Annotated in this window: 18 protein-coding genes; 10 read left to right on the top strand and 8 right to left on the bottom strand. The window is 68.6% G+C overall.

Annotated features, from left to right (window positions below; all coding sequences use genetic code 11):
• Window positions 1-167: 167 nt before the first annotated feature.
• Window positions 168-596 (top strand): DUF3592 domain-containing protein, encoded by a 429-nt coding sequence (locus tag D7Y21_RS09890; RefSeq protein ID WP_147469243.1) that lies wholly within the window; start codon window positions 168-170, stop codon window positions 594-596.
• 42 nt (window positions 597-638) lie between these two features.
• Window positions 639-1340 carry a hypothetical protein gene (locus D7Y21_RS09885; RefSeq protein WP_121712754.1) on the top strand — a complete coding sequence of 234 codons (702 nt, stop codon included), beginning with the start codon at window positions 639-641 and terminating at the stop codon, window positions 1338-1340.
• A 229-nt stretch (window positions 1341-1569) separates the two neighbouring features.
• On the opposite strand, the gene D7Y21_RS09880 is transcribed toward D7Y21_RS09885, so the two are convergent.
• Window positions 1570-2172 carry a TetR/AcrR family transcriptional regulator gene (locus D7Y21_RS09880; protein ID WP_120566198.1) on the bottom strand — a complete coding sequence of 201 codons (603 nt, stop codon included), beginning with the start codon at window positions 2170-2172 and terminating at the stop codon, window positions 1570-1572.
• A gap of 131 nt (window positions 2173-2303) precedes the next feature.
• Here D7Y21_RS09880 and D7Y21_RS09875 point away from each other — a divergent pair, with 131 nt between their 5' ends.
• Window positions 2304-2717: a nuclear transport factor 2 family protein gene (locus D7Y21_RS09875; protein WP_120566234.1), complete on the top strand. Its 414-nt coding sequence runs from the start codon at window positions 2304-2306 to the stop codon at window positions 2715-2717.
• 38 nt (window positions 2718-2755) lie between these two features.
• Here the strand turns inward: D7Y21_RS09875 and D7Y21_RS09870 are convergent, their stop codons facing one another.
• Entirely contained in the window at window positions 2756-4216 is a 1461-nt protein-coding gene (locus D7Y21_RS09870; RefSeq protein WP_121712752.1) for a putative metal-binding motif-containing protein, read from the bottom strand.
• On the bottom strand, window positions 4213-4977 hold the full coding sequence (locus D7Y21_RS09865; protein WP_120566200.1) for a hypothetical protein: 765 nt from the start codon (window positions 4975-4977) through the stop codon (window positions 4213-4215). Before D7Y21_RS09865 ends, D7Y21_RS09870 begins: the two co-directional genes overlap by 4 nt.
• Before the next feature lie 206 nt (window positions 4978-5183).
• Here D7Y21_RS09865 and D7Y21_RS09860 point away from each other — a divergent pair, with 206 nt between their 5' ends.
• The 3 genes from D7Y21_RS09860 to D7Y21_RS09845 all read left to right on the top strand — a co-directional run bounded on the left by D7Y21_RS09860 (window position 5184) and on the right by D7Y21_RS09845 (window position 8053).
• Window positions 5184-6443 (top strand): hypothetical protein, encoded by a 1260-nt coding sequence (locus D7Y21_RS09860; protein WP_121712750.1) that lies wholly within the window; start codon window positions 5184-5186, stop codon window positions 6441-6443.
• A 116-nt stretch (window positions 6444-6559) separates the two neighbouring features.
• Window positions 6560-7147 (top strand): hypothetical protein, encoded by a 588-nt coding sequence (locus D7Y21_RS09855; RefSeq protein ID WP_121712749.1) that lies wholly within the window; start codon window positions 6560-6562, stop codon window positions 7145-7147.
• Between the two features lie 447 nt (window positions 7148-7594).
• A complete protein-coding gene (locus D7Y21_RS09845) occupies window positions 7595-8053 on the top strand; it encodes an SMI1/KNR4 family protein (RefSeq protein WP_121712747.1) in 459 nt (152 codons plus the stop codon).
• A gap of 164 nt (window positions 8054-8217) precedes the next feature.
• Here D7Y21_RS09845 and D7Y21_RS09840 read toward each other — a convergent pair whose 3' ends face one another.
• The 4 genes from D7Y21_RS09840 to D7Y21_RS09825 form a co-directional block, all read right to left on the bottom strand.
• Complete coding sequence (locus D7Y21_RS09840) at window positions 8218-14592, bottom strand: FG-GAP-like repeat-containing protein (RefSeq protein ID WP_158627268.1); 6375 nt, start codon at window positions 14590-14592, stop codon at window positions 8218-8220.
• Between the two features lie 198 nt (window positions 14593-14790).
• Complete coding sequence (locus tag D7Y21_RS09835; RefSeq protein WP_121712743.1) at window positions 14791-15336, bottom strand: AAA family ATPase; 546 nt, start codon at window positions 15334-15336, stop codon at window positions 14791-14793.
• Between the two features lie 69 nt (window positions 15337-15405).
• A complete protein-coding gene (locus tag D7Y21_RS09830) occupies window positions 15406-16926 on the bottom strand; it encodes a hypothetical protein (RefSeq protein WP_121712741.1) in 1521 nt (506 codons plus the stop codon).
• Window positions 16927-17069: 143 nt separating this feature from the next.
• Window positions 17070-17855 carry an alpha/beta hydrolase gene (locus D7Y21_RS09825; RefSeq protein WP_121712739.1) on the bottom strand — a complete coding sequence of 262 codons (786 nt, stop codon included), beginning with the start codon at window positions 17853-17855 and terminating at the stop codon, window positions 17070-17072.
• A 117-nt stretch (window positions 17856-17972) separates the two neighbouring features.
• On the opposite strand from D7Y21_RS09825, the gene D7Y21_RS09820 reads away from it, so the two are divergent.
• The 3 genes from D7Y21_RS09820 to D7Y21_RS41400 all read left to right on the top strand — a co-directional run bounded on the left by D7Y21_RS09820 (window position 17973) and on the right by D7Y21_RS41400 (window position 20319).
• A complete protein-coding gene (locus D7Y21_RS09820) occupies window positions 17973-18641 on the top strand; it encodes a response regulator transcription factor (RefSeq protein ID WP_121712737.1) in 669 nt (222 codons plus the stop codon).
• A complete protein-coding gene (locus D7Y21_RS09815; RefSeq protein WP_199735389.1) occupies window positions 18631-19848 on the top strand; it encodes a HAMP domain-containing sensor histidine kinase in 1218 nt (405 codons plus the stop codon). The genes D7Y21_RS09820 and D7Y21_RS09815 overlap by 11 nt, the downstream gene beginning before the upstream one ends.
• A 279-nt stretch (window positions 19849-20127) precedes the next feature.
• Window positions 20128-20319, top strand: coding sequence for a hypothetical protein (locus D7Y21_RS41400; RefSeq protein WP_147443347.1), 192 nt, complete (start codon window positions 20128-20130; stop codon window positions 20317-20319).
• Window positions 20320-20412: 93 nt separating this feature from the next.
• Here the strand turns inward: D7Y21_RS41400 and D7Y21_RS09810 are convergent, their stop codons facing one another.
• Window positions 20413-21300 carry a LysR substrate-binding domain-containing protein gene (locus D7Y21_RS09810; RefSeq protein WP_233591841.1) on the bottom strand — a complete coding sequence of 296 codons (888 nt, stop codon included), beginning with the start codon at window positions 21298-21300 and terminating at the stop codon, window positions 20413-20415.
• A gap of 128 nt (window positions 21301-21428) precedes the next feature.
• Between D7Y21_RS09810 and D7Y21_RS09805 the strand changes: the two genes are divergently transcribed.
• A complete protein-coding gene (locus tag D7Y21_RS09805; RefSeq protein ID WP_121712735.1) occupies window positions 21429-22136 on the top strand; it encodes a glutathione S-transferase family protein in 708 nt (235 codons plus the stop codon).
• The last annotated feature ends 91 nt before the right edge of the window (window positions 22137-22227 follow it).

The raw sequence follows: 22227 nt of genomic DNA, 5'->3' as shown, positions 1-22227 counted from the left end.
CACCACCCCATAGCCCCCCACCAGCACGACACGACCCTCGGACTCCATGGCGACTCCCTTTCATGACCCACCACGGATATAGGTCGAGTGACCTATTTTTTCACAACATTCGACTTCGCGCGGATGGTTGATTCGACCTCCGCGCACCCGTCATGTTGGGGGACACCATGAGCTTGACGATGCTGACCTGCCTGCTGGTGGTCTTCACGGGAGGCCCCGCCCTCTTCCTGAGCGTCCTCTCCCACTACCGCCGCCTGACCGTGCGGCTGGAGCAGCACGGGCTGCGCGCCCAGGGCAAGGTGGTCAGGGTCAACGAGGGCCGGGGCAAACCGAGCACCGTCTACTACGCCTTCCGTCCGCCGGAGGGCCCGGAGCTCAGCGGCAAGTTCGACGAGGCGACCTCGGTGGCCTCCCAGCGGCTCCCGGGCTCTCCCGTCGACATCCTCTACCTGGCGGAAGCGCCGGAACAACACATGGCCGTGGGCATGGGCTTCACGCGGGGGCTCTACCTCTTGGTGATGGTCCCCCTGGTGGGGTTCGCCATCACCGGCGTCCTGAGCGTGCTGCACGCCTACTTCACCCAATTGAATAAATAGCTCCATTCCACGTCAGGGGGTCATTCCACCGAAAGGCCCCCCATGCGCAGGAAGCTCGCCGCCCTCCTCCCGCTGTGTCTGTTGGCGTCCGGCTGTGAGAATTCACAGCACGCGCAACGGCTGGAGCGGCGCGAAGCCATCCGTGAGGCCCATCTGCGGAGTCTCCGAGGCGCCGCGACCGGCTTCGAGGACACCCGCTGGAGCATGAGCCCCGACGAGGTTCGGGCACGCTACCCCGAGGCGGTCGTCGTGGATGGCGGCGGGCTCGAACTTCAGTCGGAGCGCTGGGACATGCCCGCGACGATCCGCTTCTCCTTCGCGCAGGAGAAGCTCGCGACGGTGACCCTCTACCTCGGCGCCCCTGGGGATCTTCGAGAGGCCCACCGGGGCGTCGCGAGCATGCTCCAAACGAAGTACGGCGAGCCGGATGAAGCCCGGGACTCGGCGGAGGAGGCCGCCCGTCAGCGGGCCGTGTTGAGTGCGCTCGCCGGTCTCGCCTTCGCCGCCGAAACCATCCAGGCGGTCCAGGAGCTGCGGCCCGTGGACGCCTCATCCCTGGAGCAGATGAACGAGCGGGCATGGATGGATTCCGAGGACGCGTACTGGGATACCCAGGAGTACACCCTGCTCAGCAAGTGGAACACCTCCGCGACGAAGGTCCATCTCCTCGGGAGGCGCGTGGGTGGCCAGCAGGGCCTGTCACTCTCTTACGTGAGCACGGTGCTACGGGCAGGCTCCATTTAGGGGGCCCTCGCCACATCGAGACGAACCCACCTACTCCTTGCGAGGGATTGTGTTGGACATTCAATCGTCCAATCCTGTTCAGGTGGAGCGCCCGCGACGGCAGCGCGACTTGAACCGAAGGCGGTCGCGATTCGCACCCTTCTTGCGGAGTACGCTGACAACGGGTGCAGGGGCTGATGATGAATGTCCTCGTACAGGACTGCGAGTTCATCGATATCTAGGATTGCGGTCAACGTTTCGCGGTCGGCCGCATGCCGTCAAAGAGAAGGGTGAGCGCGCGCTGGCGGAATGATTCGCTCCACTCATCAGTGAGCGCTTCCTGGCAGATGGCCGCGAGCAGGGCGATCAGCTCGGCGGGGAGCAGGTCTTCGCGGACGGTGCCCGCTTTCTGGGCGCGTTCGAGCAGCAAATCGATGCCGGGCCGGAGGCGGGCCAACGCGTCGCCGACGCGGACCCGGACCCCGGTTTCGGCGAGTCGGGCGAACACCTCCCTGTTTCGGGCGCTGATCGCCATGACGCGGGCGCAGAACTCGAACAGGGCGGTGACCGCGTCCTGATTGTCGACCATCGCGTCGACTTCCGTGATGAGTCGATCCATCAGGTGCATCACCACGGCTTGGAGCAGCTCGGGTTTGGTTGGGAAGTGCCGGAACACGGTGCCAATCGCGACGCCGGCGTGCGCGGCCACGGCCTCGGTCGAGGCCGATGCACCCTGCTCGGCGAACACGGCCTCGGCCGCATCCAGGATGCGCGCGCGATTGCGGCGGGCATCAGCACGAACGGGTCGTTCACCCGCACCGCCGCCCGCGGGCGGCCCACCCTCTCGCTCCATCAGCCGTCCCTCCTTGCAAAAGTGAGTCAGACTCACTATCAATCCTGAGTCGCACTCATCTTATCCCGGGAGGCACGACCATGTCACAGTCGGCGAAGGGGGCCGCAAGTCCTCTCACCATCTACCGGTGCATGCAGGAAGCACTCCTCGGGGAAGGCGCGACGCTCCTCCCAGCGGAGCTGTTGGCCGAAGATGTCGTGGTCGAGACCCCGTTCTCCCCTCCAGGCATGCGACGTCATGAGGGCCGCGAGGCGTGGCTGGCGTTCTACCGAGCCAGAAGCGCGGTCCTGCCGATCCGTTTCGAGCAGTTCCGCGAACTGGCGACTCATCAGACCGGCGACCCCGAGGTCATCGTCGTCGAATACGAGCTGGCTGGGACGGTCACCACCACCGGCCTGCGCGCCTCGGCGACCCTCATCGGCGTGCTGCGGGTCCGCGACGGCCTGATCCAGCACTGGCGCGAGTACCAAGACGTCCTGGCGATCAGCGAGGCGCTGAAACTCACGCCCGAGGACCTTGGCGGAGCCGGCACGCCCTCCCTGTAGCGCTCGGCTGTGCCTGCCCCAGATTCGGTCGCCGCGTCCTACGGCGCCCAGGGTCCCCAATAGAACCCGGTCCCATCCTCGGTGGCGCTCCACAGCTCGTCCGACGACAACCCTTCGAGGGTCGTGAAGCCCTGGGTGCCGTTGAGGAAGTCCGGCCACGCCACTCCGTCGAAGCGGACGAGGTCGTCCGTGTCCAGGTGCGCGAAGACAACGCCTTGTCCGAAAGACACCACGTCCAGCAGGTCGGGCGCGACGCCGCCATCCACGTAGATGGGATACGGAGGCTTCGTGCTCCAGGTGCCCGCCGCACGCTCCAGGAACAGCCCCTGATCTCCGCCGGCATAAGCAAGGCCCGGTGCCACCACGTGCACGGCTTGCAGGGCGACCTGCCCCTGGGACGGCTGCGGCAGCGTCTCCCGCAGCCACGGGCCTCCGTCCGCGTTGACGTGGAATGCGACGGGACCGTTGCCCGTGGTGCCCACGGTGATGAGCGTTCGCGGGTCGAAGCCGTGGATGGAGCGCAAGTCCGCGTCCACGTGCGCCACCCGCTGGGGCTCCGCCGGGTAGTCCCAGCGGAGGATGTCCCCGGTCTCGCTCACCGCGTAGAGCGTCGTGCCTCCGTCCGCCTCGAAGCCCACGAGGTCCTGGATGGCCGCCCCGCCCCCGTCAAAGGACGTCAGCGTGCAGGGCTCCGCGGCGGCCAGCGACCGCGTGGCGAGCTGCCCCGTCCAGGAGCCCATGAACACACGCCCGTCGCTCGGCCGCGCCCACGCGGTGGACCAGGCGCCGTGGCAGTCGGTGAACGGCTGTACGTCGAAGCCACCATCGCTCACCCGACGGACGTGGGCGAGCACGTCGTTGCTGTCGCTCACGAGCCAGGCCTGACCGCGCGCATGCGGCGCCACGTCGCGGAAGCTCGCTCCCGGCAGGGGCTCGGTCGTCCTCCATTTGACGCCATCACAGACGGGCACCGGGTCCTGGCGGCCGTCACAGTTGTTGTCCAGGAAGTCGCAGCGCTCCTCCACGCCCGGAGAGATGGAGACGGAGTGGTCGTCACAGTCCGTCCCCCGGGTGGCGGTGCTCACGTAGCCATCCCCATCTTCGTCGCGCGCGCTCAACGTCAGCTCGACGCGGGTGGTGTCCTCCTCGGGAACCGCCACCTGCGAGGACGCGGAAGCCACCTCCTGACCCGCGCACGAGCGCTCGCGGGCGGAGGCCGTCACCTTCACGGTGTCGCTCCACCCGGTGCGACGAACGAAGCCCACCTCCCCCGCTCCGTCGGGCACCGGCAGCTCGAAGGTCCTGGAGGCATCCTCCGCGTCCACCACTCGCAGCGTGACGCAGCCAGGACGGAAGCCGTCGTAGGTCAGCCGGACCGTGACATGGCAGGGATGGCTCGCGTCGCATCCGCTGGGGCGCTCCGCTTCGAGCTCCTCGATGTCCGGCACCGTGCAGGTGATGCAGAGCAACCCGAGTCCCACTGCCACGGCGCGCTTCATGGAGAGACCTCCGTCCGCGGCGATGGCGAGTCGCCCGTGAGAAGCCAGGTGACCGCGGCTCCGGCGGCGGCGGTGACGGCCGCGCCCAACAGGATGTTGGCCGCGAGCGCCTGTCCCCGCGCGCTGTCCAGGTGCGCGGTCCGGTCGCTGTAGAAAGCCTCCTCGCGCGCGGCGTTCACGTTGCTCCGCGACTGGAGGCCCACGTAGCTACCAATGCCCCCGAGCACCACGCCTCCGCCCAGCAAGGCGAGCGGAAGCACGGGCATGGAGCGCGTGCGGTGCACCGCCTCCTGCGCCGGTGCCGGAACGAGACCGGGCGACGGCGCGGGCGCAGGCTGCGCATCCGCTATCGCGACCGGCGCGTCCGGAGGTGGCCGGGGACTGCGCGCCAGCTCCCGCTGTACGTTCCTGCGCACCTCCTCGAAGTCGCGTGACACCTTGGGCGACACCTTCACCGGAAGGCTCGCGTCGGGCACCAGCGACAGCCCCTCCTTGAAGGAGGCCAGGGACTCCTGACGGCGCCCCAGGTCCGCGAGCACGATGCCCCGGAGGATGGCCACCCTGCCCCGCTCTCCGCCGTCGCGCGCCACGGCCTTCGCCGCGTCGAGTTGTTCGAGCGAGTGCTCGTAGTCGAGGTCCTCGTAGGCCCGGGACGCGGCGGACATCCGGGCCTGGAAGTCAGGGCCCGACGCGGCCACCGGCTGACTCCAGGCAGGCGACACCAGCATCAGCGCGACGCCGAGCACGATTCGCAGGTCCATGGGCGCGGAAGATACCACCCGCCTCCCGGCCGGAGTGCCTCGCGGCGCTATTTTGACACCACAGCATGTTTGTCATTGGCACTGGAATCAATGCCACCGGGCACCAGGCAGAATCAAGAATTAATAGCTAAAGCCGACTACACAGCAAATGCGATAGGGTGGCTCAGGCCGGCTTGATGCTGGCCCTTGAACTCCAAAGGAAGGGTATGTCCAAGCTCCAGAAGACCTTGCTGACGGCGTCCGTGGCCCTGTTGGGATTGAACGGGTGTGGTGGCGATGAAGGCGTGGAGGGGCCGGCGGGCGCCCTGCCGGAGGAGGTGGCCCTGGCCCAGGGTGTCGTCGCGCAGGCGGCGCCCGGGTGTCTGGTTTCTGACGTGGACACCGACGGCGACGGCGTCTGCGACAAGGTGGAGGCGCAGTACGGCACCAACCCGCAAAGCACCGACACGGACGGCGACCGCCTGAGCGACTACGCGGAGCTGTTCGGTTCCGGTGGCGTGAACCTGCCGACATTGGGCGCCAACGCGCGCCGCAAGGACATCTTCATCGAGGCGGACTACTACGCCAACCGCAAGCCCACACAGGGCGCGCTCAACCGGATCATCACCGCGTTCGCCAACGCGCCGGTGTCCAACCCGGACGGCAGCACGGGCATCAACCTGCACATCCTGCTGGACCAGCAGATCGCCACGGCGGACGCGGATCCGGACCTGAACCCGGTGTGGACGGACTTCGACACGATCAAGGCGAAGTACTTCGCCGCCGCCCGCGCGCCGTTCTTCCACTACATGCTGTTCGCCAACACCTACAGCGGGGGCACCTCCAGCGGCATCTCGCGCGGCATCCCCGCCCATGACTTCATCGTGACGCTGGGCGGCTGGTCCACCCCAGGCGGCACGGAGGCGCAGCAGGCAGGGACGCTCATGCACGAACTGGGGCACAACATCGGCCTGCGCCACGGTGGAACCGACAATGCCAACTACAAGCCCAACTACCTGAGCATCATGAACTACGAGTATCAGGTGTATGGCTTCACCGTCAGCGGCGCGGCGAATGTGTTCGACTATTCGCGCGTACGCGTAGCGTCCTTCAGCGAAGCGGCCATCAACGAGGTCGCGGCCTTCACGCCCGTGGCCCCCACCACGGAGGCGGACCTGGCGAAGATTGGCGGGCTGCGCTTCGTCAACGTCCAGGTCGCCGGCAACGCGAGCGCCAACCTGGACATGAACGCCAACGGCAGCATCCAGGCGGCCTCATACGCTCGGGACCTCAACCGCGACGGCAGCAGCGCCACGGTGTTCCCCGCGTCGCAGAACGACTGGGCGGTCATGGTGTTCGACGGAGGCGGCTCCATTGGCGACAGCGCGCTGGGCACCTCCCGCACGCTGGACCGGGCAGAGCCCTTCCTCGTCACGCCGGAGAAGATTGAGCCCTGCCTCACCGAGGACCAGTTCCTCGCCCGGTAGTCCCGAACCGGGAAGGTTTGCACACGTCCGCGAAGCCGCGGTGCGCAAGCGAATCTCCATCAGGCCCGGCGTTCATGCGACTGCGGGGACGCGTTGGGGCGTCGCCGTGAAGCCGCATGAACGCGGGGAGCGACGGACACCTGGTGAAGACCTGGGGGCGCGGGCTGTTGGGCGCGGTGATGCTGACGGCGACGGGCGCGAGTGCGGAGCCGTCGCCCAGCAACAGCGCGCAGGGCACGCAACTGCACGGCACGGGGTGCTTCGAGTCTATCAACATCCCGCTGGCGACCGTGGAGGTGCCAGCGCCTCCCGCTGGCGTGGGATGCGTCGTCGTTCGGCGCGCTGCGCATGGAGGGCCCCTGCTCACCCCGAAGCTGCCCGCGAACATCCGCAAGCGCATGGGGACGCGCATCAAGCCGCTGTACCGCTGCGCCAACAGCCATGGGCGCTACCTGCTGACCGACACGTCCACCTGTGACGGCGTCTCCCTCAAGATGGTGAACGGGGACCAGGGCATCGAGGGCTTCCTGTACAGCGCAGTGGACAGCGACAGCCCAGGTCAGCGGCGGCCACTGAAGCTGTGGAAGCACTCGCAGCTGGCGGGCGTCTTCGCCACATCCACCCAGGCCCCGGCCGGGTTCATCCACGTCCGGGACCTGGGCTTCCTGCCCTCGGTGGGCCAGCTGCCGGGCCGCGACCTCTGAGCCGGGTTTCTCATTGGAGCAACCCTCCTATGGCCCGTCAGCCTTACCCGTGCTGTCATGGGTTGCCATGACAGCCGTAGTCGGCTTCCGCCGAGCCGCGAGTGTTGCTGTCGTCTTCGCCCTCATCGGGTGCGGGTCCGCCACTGTCGGCGGTGGAGGAAGTCCGGCGCGCGCGAAGTGGGTCGGGTCGGTCATGACGCCGGACGGCGGTCAACTCCGGACGACCATCTACTATGGTCCCTGGCAGTGCAGCGCCGCGTTCCTGTCCCGCTGCGAGTCGAAGTGCGCGGCCCAGGGCTACCCGCTCATGGGCTGCATGTGGCTGGCCGACATCAAGGGGGACTGGAAGGGACGATACTTCTTCATGCCCGCGGAGGCCGGGGGCCGCCTCGCCATTACCCACTGTTGTTGCGACTACCCGGCCCTACGTGGACTGAGAGCGCCACCATGTCCATGAAGATCCAGCTGGCGGAGTTCTCCCGCCTCCACTTCCCCCGTCCGCCTGCGACGCCGGAGCAGATCACCGCCTTCGAGGCTCGCGTCGGATGGAAGCTGGATGCGGACCTGCGCGCCTTCTACCTGCATTCCGATGGAGGCACGCTCTTCGAGGAGGAGCCCGACGCGAGCTACCGCATCCTCCCGCTCGCGGAGATTCGCCGGGCCCGCGTCGCCATCATGGGTCGGGATGATGACCCGTACGGGGCTCCCTCGCAGTACACGGTGGTGGACATGCAGGACACCAACTACGTCATCCTGGACGTGGCCCAGCAGGCAGGTGGCTCGTATCTGCTCTTCGATGCGTGGCATGAGACGTATCCAGTGGCGAAGCGCATCGCATCCTCATTCGCGGAGTTCCTGGAGCGTGCCATGGCGAGCGACGGTTTCTCGTACTGGCTGGACGGCTGAGCACCACCCGCGCGCGACGCGTCTCTGCTCGACGTGATTTGATCCGGATGCCATCACGCATCCCCTCTCCCTGGATGGCCAGAGAGGGGGGATGCGCATCACCAGCCGAATGAGCATGCCGGGGTGTCCACGGAAGCGGCCGGCGAACACGCCCCGGCGGAGGCTCAGTCCGGCGGATGGCTCCACTGCGGGAGTTCATTCATCCGGGGCAGTGGCTCCTGCCAGGAGAACACCTGGTAGACATTCGCGAAGGGCATCCCCCAGACCTCATACCCCTCGATGCTCCAGTTGTTGCCTTCGCTTTCACTCCGGTCCCAGTTCGGCGCCTCATTCGGCGGTTCGAAGGCCCCATCGAAGGCCTTGTGCAGATAGGACGTCCACGAAGACCTGTTCCAGATCGTGACCGTCATCGTCTTTCCGTCCGGGTTCGGGCTGAAGGTCGCGCGGTAGTGGCCAATGACAAACGCGAACACCCCCTGGGTTTCATTGCGCCCCTGGACCCGCAGGGAGTGGAACTTGCCCCCTGCCATGTCCACGGCCTCCATCCACTCATTGCGGGCATTGATATAGGACATGCTGGAGCGCATGGCCTTCACCGGGACGGAGTCCGCGTTGAAATGGAGCTCCCGGGCCCCCGTGCCCGTTGCCCAGGAGAAGGCAATCTCAAACGCCCAGGCCCAGCTCTCCGCCCGCTCGGACTGCGTCATGGACACGTCCGGCCGGGTCGCTGGCCGGGTGGGCCCCCGAGGATTCGCGCTCATCGAGCTGGTCGGCCCCCGGCTCCCATACAACAACCAGGCCTCCTCGGGCGTGAGCTCCACGGACATGTTCACACCGCTGTCGTCGCTGGAGCTCTCCTTGCCGGTCGGGTCCGAGTCGGCCTCGGCGCCCCTCCCACGCCCGCACCCCGCGCAGCCGGTGCTGGGCCCCGTGACGTTTCCGGTCTCTCCCCACCCATGGGAGCCGTCACCTTGCGGCCCGTAGGTCGGGCCGTCGCCCGAGTAGCTCCCACCGCCCGAGGACGAACCGGGGCCGGACGTGCCATCTCCCCCGCCACCCGATGGGCCGTCGCCTGACCCGGTCGAGTCAAACCCCGTCGGATCCACGAACGCGAGCGGGTTGTTCAAGACGTAGCTGTACCGGTTGTACGACTGCCCGAAGTGCGGATACGTGACGTGCGGATCCGCGCTGAGGAACCGGCCCAGCACAGGGTCATACATGCGTCCCTTCATGTTGATGAGCCCCGACTCCGCGTCCGGCTCGTGACCGGTGAACCCCAGGTGCACCGCGCCGAAGGGCGGCGAGATGGGCGTGGTGAGCGACGCCGGTGAGCGGCGGCTTCCGAACGGATCGAACTTCATCCGCTCCTCCACGGCCCCCTGCGCGTTGGTGACCGTTTCCGTGGAGCCCAGGGGGTCCACGTGCAGGAACAGCTCCTGGTCCGGCTGGAAGGTGCCGCCACTCTGCGTCCAGACCACCTGCGCCACCTGCCGGTCCGCGCCGTGGATCTTGAAGACGTGCTCGACGGTGGAGCTTCTCCGCCGCTGCTCGTAGACCTCTCCCGCGTACAGCGTCTGATCCGTCGTGCTGCCCTGCGTGGACCTGCCCACCCGCTGCCGGTTCGCGTCATAGAAATACAGCGTCGACTGGCCTCCCACGGAGAGGGAGGCAGGAAGGTCGAACGACGTATAGGACACCTGCCGCCCCGCCCCCGTGAGCTGCCGGCCGTTGGCGTCGTAGGTGTAACTCGACGTCACGCCTCCCTGGCTCATGCTCGTCACGGCGTGCGGGCCGGCCCCCGAGCCATACCCATACGTCACCGTGGAGCCCGGACCGGACACCACCGTCCGGTCCAGGAGGTTGCCGTTCGGTGCATGGTGGTAGCGCAGCTCGGACAGGCTCCCGCCCTGCGCCACCTTCCAGGTCGTCAGGCGATCCAGCCGGTCGTAGGTGAAGTTCTCCACCGTCTGGGCCAACAGGTCCTGGCGTTGCGACAGGTTGCCGTTGGGCTCGTACGTGTAGGCCAGATCCTGGAGCGTCGTCAGGCCCAGCGTGGTCCGGATGGAGCGGACCTTCCCGTCCAGGTCGTACTGCCGCACCGTCTCCGCCGCGTTGCCCATCCGCTCGGTCGTGAGCTGGCCATAGGCGTTGTAGGCCTGCGCCTCCCAGTAGAGGTGCTGGGTGGCCGGGTCCTGCACCGCGCGGAGGTAGCCCCGGTCGTTGTACAGGCGCTCCACCTGGAGCCGCGCCCTGCCCGTCACGGCGGGATAGGTCAGGGTCTGGAGCCGGCCATAGGCGTCGTAGGTCCGGTCGATGTCCGCGAGGAAGAGCAGGTTGTTGGCGATCCACGCGGTCTGCTTCGGCCGCGACAGCGCGTCGAAGGTCGTCTCCATCCGGACCACCGCGTAGTGGCTGGCGTTGGTGCTCACCGCCACCTTGCCGATGCCATGGAGCGCGGTGTCCCAGGTGAAGTTGGAGCGGCCGTCTGACTTGTCCACCTGGGTGATCCGCCCCAGGGCATCTCGCGTGTACGTGGTCAGCGCGCCCATCGCGTCACGCGTGTCCTTCGACTCCCCGAACGCGTTGAAGTTGAACCGGCGATCGCCCGCGTCCGGATCGACCATGCGGACCCGGCGCCCGCGCACGTCGTATTCGAAGGACGTGGTGTTCACGCCGCCAGGCTGCCGGACGCCCGTCATCACTCCGAAGGGGCCGTAGGTGTAATACGTGTAGACACCGGGCCCGCCGCCCTCCAACTCGAAGTCGGCGCTGCCGCTCACGCGCTTCAGGTCGTCGAACTGGAGGACCGTGGTGTTCCGCTTCTCATCGAAGCTGGTGACGTAGCGGCCAGAGAACCGGCGCTCCTTGAACGTGCCGTCCGGGTGCTGCTCCCGCAGCGGACGATCCAGGTTGTCGTACGTGCTGGTGAACGACACCGCGGGCGCGGAGTCCAGGTGCGGCAACGCCCGGGACACCGGGCGCCCCTTCGCGTCGTAGACCTGCTCCATGACGACATATGCCCCGTCAAACCCCTGCCAGCGGCGGAGCACCTCCCGCCCCAACCGGTCGTAGGTGATCTCCGCGCTCCGCGACGTGGCGGGCCCCGTCTTCACCGACGCGGAGACCTTCGGCCGCCCCGTCGCATCCGCCAGGTGGCTGTACGTCACGTCCGCGGAGTCGGGCGAGTCCTCGAAGCGCAGCCGGCCCAGCCCGTCATACCGGTACTTCACCTGGACCCCGTTCGGATCCTGCACGGCCCCCACCACCCCGAGCCCCGGATGACGGGCGAGCTCCTGCGTGTGCCCCAGCGCGTTGGTGAACGCCTTCGGGTACGTCTGGTCGAGGTCGTCGTAGGCGATGCGTTCGGTGCGGACCTGTCCCGAGCCCTCCGACACCACGGCGGAGACGAGCCCGAAGCCCGCGTCCCGCTCGTAGGTCGTCGTGAGCAGCAGCTCCGATCCACCGTCGACGACACCCGAGGGCGCCGTCGGCTCCACCCGCGTCCGCTGGAGCAGCCCCGTCACCGGGTAGTAGTCGTGCTCGACGACCCGCGTCCGCGTCCCTCCATCCAGGATGGTGTGGGTCTGGCTGAGCCGCCGCTGCTGGCTGATGAGCCAGTCCGATTCGGAGGTGTCGAACTGCGCGGTCGTGAGCATCCGGTAGCGGTTCCCACTGGCGGCACCGCTGACGACCTCGTCCGTGAGCTCCTCCAGGCTCGTCACGTTGCCGTAGGCATCCTGGGCACGCGTCTTCTGGCCCTGGAACAGCAGATGGCCGCCCTCCTTCTCCTGCCAGGCCAGCGTCTCCGGGTACACGTCCAGCACCTTGCCGCCGTGACGGGAGTCCGCTTTGTAGGTGCTGGAGGTCACCACCTCGTAGGTGCCGCCGTCCTCCAGGGGGATCACGGTCCGCTGCTCCAGCGGGAGCCCGGCCTTCGTGTAGAACGTGCCCTCGCGCGTGACATTGTCGTACGTCGCGGTGCGGGTCGACAGGCGGAGCAGGTCCTGCTCGACGCGCCGGGCGAACCCCAGCCAGCCGCGTCCCCTCCGGTCGAAACGGCCATCCTGGTAGGTGAACTTCATGGCGCGAGGCTGGGCGAGCCCCGAGTCCTGTTCGTGGAGCCGCACCAGCCAGAGCCCCGTGCATGCACACCGCGTGGGGTACGCGCAGCTCTGCGCCGGGGTGTAGACGAGGGCGTCCGACAGCGGCGCGTACTCGAAGCGCTCGAACGCGCCCAGGCCATCATCCACGCGCGTGAGCAGGTCGCCGGGAGTCCCCTGGCGCACGTAGACGTGGAGGGTGCCGTTGACGACCTGGACGAAGTCCAGCTGGCCGTCGCCGTTCACGTCCAGGACGTTGGACCAGTCCCAACCCGCGGGCTCGGTGGCGGTGCCGGGGAACTGGCTGCCCACCGTGAACGGAAGCCGGACCTGCGTGAAGCCCGTGCCCGTCGACACCAGCACGGTGACCTTTCGCGGCAGCATGGGCGCCAGCGGATCCGAGCTCCCGCCCATCAGCAGCAGGTCGTGCCGGCCATCGCCGTTGTAGTCCACGACCCGGACGCCCGAGTCATCCAGGTTGAGCGTCCCCACCGTGTGGTTCTGGGCGCCCACGTTCCAGGCCACCGGCTCGGCGAAGCCATGCCCCGTGTTCACCGCGACACGCAGCTGCCCCTGGCTCACCTGCGCGGCCACGGCGTCCATCAGGCCGTCGCCCGTGACGTCCGCGAAGTAGTACTGCTTGCCGTCGTCCTGGGCGAGCGACAGCGGCTGCGTCACCACGGTGTTCGTCGTGCCCTCCAGCCCGTACGCCTGGAAGCCCACGCCCGTGGAGCGGAGCAGCAGGCTCGACTTCCCGCTGCCGTTCACGTCCACGGCATAACCACGGACGTTGTTCTCGTGCCGCGGCGTCGTCGTCACATAGCTGGCGAGCGTGCCCGCGTTGTTCAGCCGGTAGCCCAGCGTCTGCCCCGGCGTGCCGCCCTGCGCGTAGGCCCCCACGCCCCGAACCCACTCCGCGAAGCCGTCGCCGTTCAGGTCGAGCACGTACAGGCCGCGGGCCTGGTGCACCCAGGGCTCCTGCGCGTCGTCGACGAACTCGAACGCCGTGGGGGAACCGGAGGCCGTGGGACGGTAGAGGCAGTTCCGGTACTGGTAGCCGCCGAGCGAGGACACCTTCTTCCCGGTGATGACCAGCTCCAGCCGATCATCCCCGTCGATGTCCAGGTACCGCTCCTCTCCGTCGGGGCAATGGCTGTCGTAGTACTTCACGGTGCGGGGCGTGGCGTCGATGCCGGTCCCCGTGCTCAGGTAGAAGAACGCCGCGCCCTGGATGAGGTCGTCGCGCCCGTCCCCGTTGATGTCGCCCGTGAGCAGGTGGCCCTCGCCGTGGGCGATGTTCGTGTCGATCTCCGTGAAGGTCGCGTCCCCCGGGGTCCAGGTGAAGCGCGTGCCAGGCAGACACACGCCCGTGCCGTCACACTCCTGCACCGCGTCCAGCCGGCTTCGCTGGCTGAGCGTGGCCAGGCCATAGGTCAGGGTGTAGGAGCGCAGCAGGCCCGGCGTCGCCGGGTTGGGGCCCCACATCTCGATGCGCTTCAGCCGCTGCGTGTGCTTCTGCTTGAACCCGCCGACGAAGGAGTCGCTCGGGTCGGGCCGCGCCTCGTACTGGAACCGGACCGACCGCGTCGTCGTGCCCTGCGGATCCGCCGTGGAGGCGGTGTAGTCGATGCGGTCCGGGAGCTGCTCGATGGCGGAGGGGTCGCTCGGGTGGGATTGGAGGCGGTAGTCCACCCGGAGGGAGTTCCCCGAGCGGTCCTCCATCCGGGAGACACCCCACGCCCAGCGGACCTGCTGGCTGTAGTCCGTCGTGTAGAAGCGCGGCACGGAGGGGCTCTGGTAGCTCAGCGTCACGCTCGCGCGCGGGCCCTCCAGCGAGGCGTTGACGCCCCCGCCCATCGTCAGGATGCGGCCGTCCTTCAGGAAGACCTTGAAGGACGTGGGCCCCCGCGTGTCGGGGCTGAGGGACACGACCTTGATGTGGGCATCCTGCTCGGTGCGGTACTCGGAGCGGTGCCCGCCGTAGGTGCTGGAGGTCCCCGTGGGCCCGCCCGTCAGGACCAGCCGCTGACCATCCAGGCAGAAGCGGTCGCCCGCGTCGCCGTTGTCGAACCGGATCTCCCGGTCCGCGCCCTCGTGGAGGGTGGTCCGGCGGCAGCGGGTGATGCGCGACAGGCCCGACAGCGACCAGCCCACGCCCAGCTCCCCGTTGCCCATGCCGCTGTCGTACTGGAGCGCCAGGCCAGGCTGCATGCCCGCGCGGCCATCCGGCACCCACAAGGGAATGGAGTAGGCCGCAGTGCCGCCATGGCGGACCAGCCCCTGTCCCGAGAGTGTCCCCACGGCCAACCCGTTCACGGTCTCCGTGGCCAGGACCGTATCGGACGGAAGGCCCAGCGGGGCCGCCTGGGACGCGACCTGGTGCGGGCTCGCGGGGGCGGGAGCACAGTGGAGCAGCGGAAGGGACGCGAGCGCGCCCACCAGGACAGAAATCCGCCGTCTGCGTCCATGTGAGGCTCCGGGGGAAGGAAGAAAGGGAATGCGCGCGCGATGCGCGACAGGAAACCGTCGTCTCAGGGGCATGGACGTTCCGGGAGTGGAGAGGAGCGATGATTCCTGCCTCCGGCCTGGCAGACCCCCTGGATAGTCCCGGTGGCGTGACCGGAGCGTGACGGCCCTTCAACGCCCTCCCGCACGCGAGAGGCGCTCGAGGACCTGGGAGACCCTCGCGGTCCCGGAGCCGTGGACGGAGAGGACCTCCACTCCCAACTCATAAGGGTCGTCGAGCAGGATCCAGGCGAGCTTCTCGTCCACGTCCCTGCGCAGCTGGGAATCTTCGTGCGCGGGGAGGCGGATGCGATCGCGCTCCTCGATGGGGACGAAGACGACGAGGTCCAGGGTCTTCAGGGCGGAACGGATCCGGGTCAGCCACTCCTCGACGTCGAACGCATCGGAGTCCTCGTGCGTCAGGAGGTACCCGAGAAAGTCGAGGGGGCAGCGATCAAACAGGATGTTTCGCGTGTCCTCTTCTTCGAGCAGCTCCAGGGAGCGGCGGAGCTGTTCGAGGAAGTCCTCCAGGCACGGTGGAGACGCGAACTCGTAACCCTCCTCTTCGAGCAGGTGGTACGGCTCGTCGACGACCCGATACTCCGTGAGCTCTTCCCCCAGGTCTTCAATGAGCGTCGATTTGCCCACGCGGTGCGTGCCACTCATTGCGATGCGCATGCGTGCCGGACTCCTTGCCCTCCGGTGATGGGGAGGAGGCGCTCGGCCCCCTCCCCGTCACGGCCCTGCCTACCGGCTCAGACCGCGCTGGCGGTTGAGGAAGGCGTCGCCGCGGGCGGCATCATAGTCGGTGCGCAGGTCCGGGTTGGCGATCTGCTCACCGAAGGTGCGGTGGAACGGAATGGCCTGCGAGGGCTGCTGGGCCCGCTCCTGGAGGCAGGACGTCACCCAGCGCTGGATCTGATCAATGGTCAGGTCCTTGAGCTTGCCCGCGCCGGGGATGGGCAGGTTGGGCAGCAGCGACTTGGCGGAGAAGAGCAGATCCACCATGCCCTTCACGGCCTCGTTGCGCTTGCCCAGTTCGTCCAGGGACACCTGGAAGCCGCCCTCCAGCGCGCCCACCATGCTGCCCATGAGGCGCGCGCCGCGCTTCGCGTCCTGCGACGGCGGGTTCTCGTTGGCGTGCCGCGCGAGCCCGGCGTTCATCGTCCCCAGGCGCTGCATGACGTTCTGGCGGAACGCATCGCTGCCCGCGAAGTCCTGCGGCGGAGAGAAGAGCGTCCGGGCGAAGAACTCGGACATCTTCTTCTGGCCATCCAGCCCCAGCGAGCCCGAGCTGTCCTGCAGCGACGACAGCACCGCGTCACCATGCTGGGTGAAGAAGCGGGCCGCGGCGGCGCGCGACTCGCGGTTCTCCCCCAGCTTGTCGATGGAGTTCGTGAACAGCTGCACCGACTCCGCCGTGGGCGGGTTGATGCGGCCGGCGGCGTCCAGCAGGCGCCCCAGCGCGGGGGAGGAGGTGGCGTCAGGGCCGGAGGCGTTGATGTTCTTGATGACATCCGCCATGCCCTCCCCGTTCGCCGCCAGGAACGACTGGAGCCTGTCCGGCGGCATGCCCGCCAGCGCCGTGGCCACCGCCGCGCTGCGCTGCGGATCATCCCCACCGCTCGCGCGGACGATGTCCATCTCCGCCTTCGCATACGTCTCGATGAGGTCCGGGTTGCCCGTGCCAGCGATGATGCCCGCCAGCCCCTCATGCGTCGCCCCGGGCAGCGCACCGCGGCCGGACGTGGCCACCGCCGCCGACAGCTCCTGGGGAGACACCGCGCCGGAGCGATAGGCATTGTCCAGCGCCTGGGACAGCCGCGTGCGGTCCGCTTCCGGCAGCCGCTGCACGCTGTCCAGGATGCCGCCGGCCACGGGGCCGAAGTGGAACATCATGTCCATGAACGCCGCCTGCTTGGCCGGGTCCGGGTTGTTCCTCAGCCACTCGGACACGGCGGTGGCGTCCCGGCCGTCGCTGGAGTTCGCGATGGCCTGCTGCGCCGAACGCAGCTCCGTGGGCGACAGCGCCGCGGGCGCTACCGGGGTCGCGCTCGTCGTCCGCACCTCCTCCGCCCCCGCGGGCGCCGCGCCCAGGCGGTTCGCCGTCACCTGCGTCCCCGCCGCCGGCTGGAACCCGTCCGCCCCCGTTCCGGGACGCACCGCGTTGTTCTGCGCGACTGGCCGCGCCGGGGCCTGTGGCGCAGTGGGCTCCGCGGGCTTCGTCTCGATGGGTCGGGGTGCGTTGCGCTGGATGGGCGTCGTCATGGTGGTTCCCCCTCGTCCCCGGCTCGGGGCGGCTGGTTGGCGAGGCAAGATCCGCCTCGTTTTCCGCGATTATCGCCTGCATGGCGCCCCAGTTGCGGCGCCCGCGGAATGGGAGCCCCGGCCGGACATCCACCCACACGAACCTACGGCTTTCGCGGTGCCTCGCCCAACCAGCGACGGACTTCGTCCAGGTACTCGCGCGGCAGTGCGTGCCCGCTGTCGAAGGACCGGCGCGTCTTGCGCTTGGAGGGCGCGGCGTCGAACAGCTTCTGGGTGTCCTCCTCGGTGGAGAAGACATCGCGGTTCGCGGTCAACAGCAGCCAGGCCTGATGAACCTGGCCCATCCGGTTCACCGGTGCGGCGTCGCCCAGCACGGGGTCGACATGGGGTGGCACCATCGTCACCAGATGGGTGATCCGAGGCTCGCGCGAGGCCAGCAGGAGGCCCACCTGGGCGCCCATGCTGTAGCCGGCGACGAGCACCTTCGGCGGCTTCTTGCCGTTGGCGAGCACCTTCGCGAGGAGCGCCTGCGCATCACGCACGGTGTCGACAATCATCGCTTGATAGGGACCGGGCTCTCCCGCGTGTGCTCGCTTCGCGAGGGCTCCGGGCCGCGCGTCGGGGGTCGCTCGCGCGCCGTGCCGTCTCGCGTCCATGAGGTAGACGCGATAGCCGGCACTCCGCAGATGCTCCGTCAGTGCGCCCCCGAAGGTCGGCTCCGCATCCGACAGCCAGTCGTCCTTGCTCCGGGTGAGGCCGTGCAGCAGGACGGCCACGGGCGGGTTCGTCCCCTTCCCTTCCGGCTCCAGCACCCACGCGGGAATCCGCTCTCCATCCTCCGCGCGGACCTCCAGGGGGACCGCGGGGCTCGCGGCGTGGGCCACGGAGGTGACCAGGAACATCAGAGCCAGGAACAGCGAACGCATCATCACGGGACTCCTCGTTGGAGAGAGGCCGTGAAGGGTGCGGGAGCGGCGGTCAGCCAGGCGTCACTCACGCGCTGACATTCGTTTGACGTAGACGCGGGTAGCATCCGGGTCACTCCCATGCGCGTGCTCGTCATCGAGGACAACCGCGACCTCCAGGCCAACATCGCGCGGTTCCTGGAGCCGGACTTCCAGTTGGACTTCGCGAGCACCGGGCCCGAGGGGCTCGCGCTCGCGCTGGGCCACCCGTACGACGTCATCGTGCTGGACGTGATGCTGCCCGGCATGAGCGGCCTCGAGGTGTGCGAGCGATACCGGCAGGTCGCGCCCCGGCTCGTCCCCATCCTGATGCTGACCGCCAGGGACACGCTCGAGGACAAGGAAGCGGGCTTCCAGGCAGGCGCGGACGACTACCTCGTCAAGCCGTTCTCGCTCCGGGAGCTGCGCTGGCGCCTGGAAGCCCTGGCGCGCCGGCCCGTTCCGCCGAGCGGGCGGAAGCTGACACGGGGCGGGCTCACGCTGGAGCCGGAGAGCGGGCACACGCAATGGGGTGGGCGCTCCGTGCGGCTCAACCGCACCGAGGCACTCCTCCTGCGGTGGCTGATGGAGGCCGCGCCCGAAGCCATCCCCGCGGCCACGCTGGCGGAGCGGCTCTGGGGGGACGAAGCCCCCGAGTCCAGCGCGCTGCGCACGCACGTCTATGCCCTGCGCAAGGCGCTCGCCGGGCTGGGGCTCGACGATGCCATCACCACCCTGCGCAACGAGGGGTACCGCCTGGATGCGCGCTAGGTCCAGCAGGTCGGTGCGCGCCGTACTCCAGCGCGCCATGGGGCTGTCCGCCGCGTTCGCGCTGGTGCTGATGGGCGGGTTCTTCACGCTGTTCAGCTACGACCTCGAGGACGTCATCTTCAGCCGCATCGTGGCCGCGGAAGCGGACCGGAGCGAGCCAGGTCACGTCCCCGGAATCACGCGGTATGACGGTCACTCCGCGCTGCCGCCGTGGCTCGCGGAGCGCCTGCGTCCAGACGCGCCTCCGAGAGAATACGAGGTGCCCGCCGGGAGCCACGGACACTTCCACGTCGCGGTGCGCCCCGGCGCGGGTGGAGAGCGCCGGTACTTCGCGTTCGACGTGACGCGCCTGACGAGCACGACGGACCACCTGAAGCGGACCGCAGGGCTGCTCCTCACCAGTGCACTGCTGGCGTTGCTGGCCGCCGCGATCCTCGCCCGACTCGTGGCCCGCCGGCTCGGTCGGCCGCTGGAGCGGATGGTGGAGTGGATCCAGGCCGAAGGGGCACCGCCGCCCGAGGATGACGGCGGAGTGGCCGAGGTCCGGGCGCTGAGAGACGCGCTGCTCGCACGCGACGCGCGCATCCAGGAGCAGCTGGAGCGTGAGCGGCGGTTCAACCGCGACGCCAGCCACGAGCTGCGCACGCCATTGGCCGTGGCCCAGGGCGCGGTGGAGATCCTGGAGCTCGACCCACCGCGAGACGCGGAGACGTTCGACCGGCTGCGCCGGGCCGTGAGCCAGATGGGCCTGCTGACGGAGGGCATCCTCTGGCTGGCCCGCGAGCGCCGCGCAGAGGAGCGCTGCGACCTGCACCGCGTCTCGCGAGAGCTGCTCGCGTTGTACGGGCATCTGCGGCGCAGAGACAGCATCGAGCTCACCATCGAGTCCGGGGGCGAAGTCCACGCGCCCATCCCTGCATCCGTCGCCCGGGTGATGATGGGCAACCTCCTCAAGAACGCGCTCGCCTACACGGACGAAGGGCGCGTCGTGATCACCATCGAGCCCCAGGCGTGGACCCTGACCGACACGGGGGTTGGCTTTGGCCGCGCCGAGCCCGGGAGCGAGAGCCACGGCATCGGCCTGTCGCTGGTGGAACGACTTGCCCAGCGCTTCGGATGGACGCTGTCCATCGACTCCCTGGAGCCCCGAGGCACGCGCGTGCGGCTGAGCTGGCGCGGAGAGGACGACATGCCAGTCATGAGGTGACGTGAACGTTTGGCCTGGCAGCCCTGGCCGTGCTGTCATCGATTGCCATGACAGCCGTTGTCGCCTTCTCTTGCCGCGCCGGAAGGCCCTCACGTTACATCTCGTTCCACACCATCACCCTCTCGGAGACCGCGCGAGACGCCTCAGCGCCCCTTCGTACTCACGGGTGGACTGATTGAATATCGACTGAACTTCTCCATCACTAAACGTTGGCGGCGAGCCGTCTTTGTCCTCAGACAAGTCACGGCCGCTGACGGCATCCGCTATGAACTGCTTGAGATGAACTCCGCAGTGGACCCTCCTTCTCCACGGCACGTTCGGCATCGCTACTCAGCGTTCCTCCCCATCGATCTGATCAAGGCGGCAGCGAGGGCGGATGTCGAGCGCCTGAAAGAGCGTTTTCGCGTCGAACTCAATGGTTCGGACTTCAGGCTCGAAGAGATCCCGCTGGCGAATTCACCAAAGCAGTGAAGTCTCACGGCCGCCGCACTTCGGCAGAGCACTCGCGATGGTGGGCGTCCACCATGAAACGGGTGGCGGCGCAGGCGCCCATGCCAAGGACGCTCACGCCTCGCTGGCGCCCTCCATCAGGAAGTCGATGACGGCGCGCACGGCGGGCAACTGGCCCCTGCGGTGTGGCGTCAGAATCGTCGTCGTCACCGTGCCCCCGGTCCAGGCGGGAAGCACCTGCACCAGCCGCCCGGCCTCCACGTCCACGCGGGTGAACGTCTCCGGCAGACAGACGACGCCCAGCCCGGCCGTGGCTGCCTTCAAGAGCACCAGCGACTCATCGGCGGTCATGCGTGCCCGCGGCATCACGGTGACCGTCTCCCCCGCCCGCCCACTCAGCCGCCATTGGGTGGCCGTGGCGTGGGTCAGGAGGCCGTCGTGTTCGCTCAAGTCCTCGGGCCTGCGGATCCTGCCGCGGCCGGACAGGTAGCCGGGCGACGCCACCAGAATGGTGGACTCCACCGCGAGCCGGCGCTGCACCAGGCCCGAGGCGGGCAAGGGCGAGAAGTGACTGCGCACGGCGATGTCGAATCCCTCCTGCACCAGGTCCACGAAGCGGTCCGTCGCGTGCAGCTCGACGCGCACCTTGGGATGCGCCAGCGCCAGCAGCGGCAGACGCTCCGCGAGCCGGAACTGCGCCGTGGGGACCGACGTGGTGATTCGCACCACGCCACGGGGCTCCGCCTGCCGGCGGCGCACCACGTTCTCCGCGGCCTCCGCCTCCATCACGGCGGCGCGGGCATGGTCGAGGAAGTCCCGCCCCACGTCCGTCAGCGTGAAGCTCCGCGACGTGCGCTGGATCAGCCGGGCGCCCAGCGCGTCCTCCAATTCGGCCACGCGCTTGCTCACCGTGGATTTGGGAATGCCCAGCCGCCGCGCCGCCGCGGCGAAGCCACCGCTCTCCACGGCCTGGACGAAGAGATGGAGGTCGTTGAGATTCAAGGGCCGCCTCATCGTCCACGGGTGTGGACCTTGCGTTCGCGTTCCCGTGTCTACACGGCGCGCGTCGCCACGGCCATCTTGTCCCCATCGAAGGCATCACGCCTTCCCCTCCGGACAGGAGCTTCACCTTGGCACTGCCTACCCTCTTCTACGGTGTCCCCTCTGGCTGCTCGTTTGGCTCCATCGTCGCGCTGGAGTGGCTGGGCCGGCCCTACCAGCTGTGCCGCATCACCATGCCAGAGGACGTCACCACCGCGGACTACCGCCGGATCAACCCCGTCGCGGAGACGCCCACCTTGATGACGGAGACGGGCGCGCGCATCAGCGAAAGCATGGCCATCCTCAACCACCTGGGTGCACGCGGCGTGGGCACCGGGCTGTCGTTCGCCCAGGGCACCGAGGACTTCGACCGGTTGAATCAGATGCTCGCGTACCTGAACACCACCTTCTTCAGCGCCTTCTCGCCGCTCTGGTACGCGCTCGAGCACGCCGAGCTGCCGGAGTCCGAAAAGCAGGCGCTGCGCAACCTCGGAGCCCGCAAGGTGGTCTCCGCGCACGCGAACCTGGAGGCACTGATGGGCGACACGCCGTGGCTTCTGGGCGACCACCGCACGCTGGCGGATGCCTACTTCATCGGCATCGCCCGGTGGACCCGGTACCACGAGGTGCTGGACCGCCGCGACTCCCCGAAGATCCAGGGCCTCTTCGAGCGGCTGGAGGCGGACACCAGCGTGCGCTTCGCCCATGCCATTGAAAAGGGCGAAACGCCGCGGGGCAGCGGCGCCTTCCAGGGGCACATCCGCCTCGCGGAGGCCCTGCAACGGCTGCCCGCGTGAGCCGGGAAACCCCAGCGTGCTCCCATGGCGGCACGCTGGAAGATGCCGAGGAGGGGTGCGCCCAGACAGCGCACCCTTCCTCGATCAGTGT

Source organism: Corallococcus sp. AB045, from assembly GCF_003668895.1.
Lineage (GTDB): Bacteria > Myxococcota > Myxococcia > Myxococcales > Myxococcaceae > Corallococcus > Corallococcus coralloides.
Note: the sequence above shows the minus strand (reverse complement) of the source record. Positions and strands in the feature narration are given on the sequence as shown.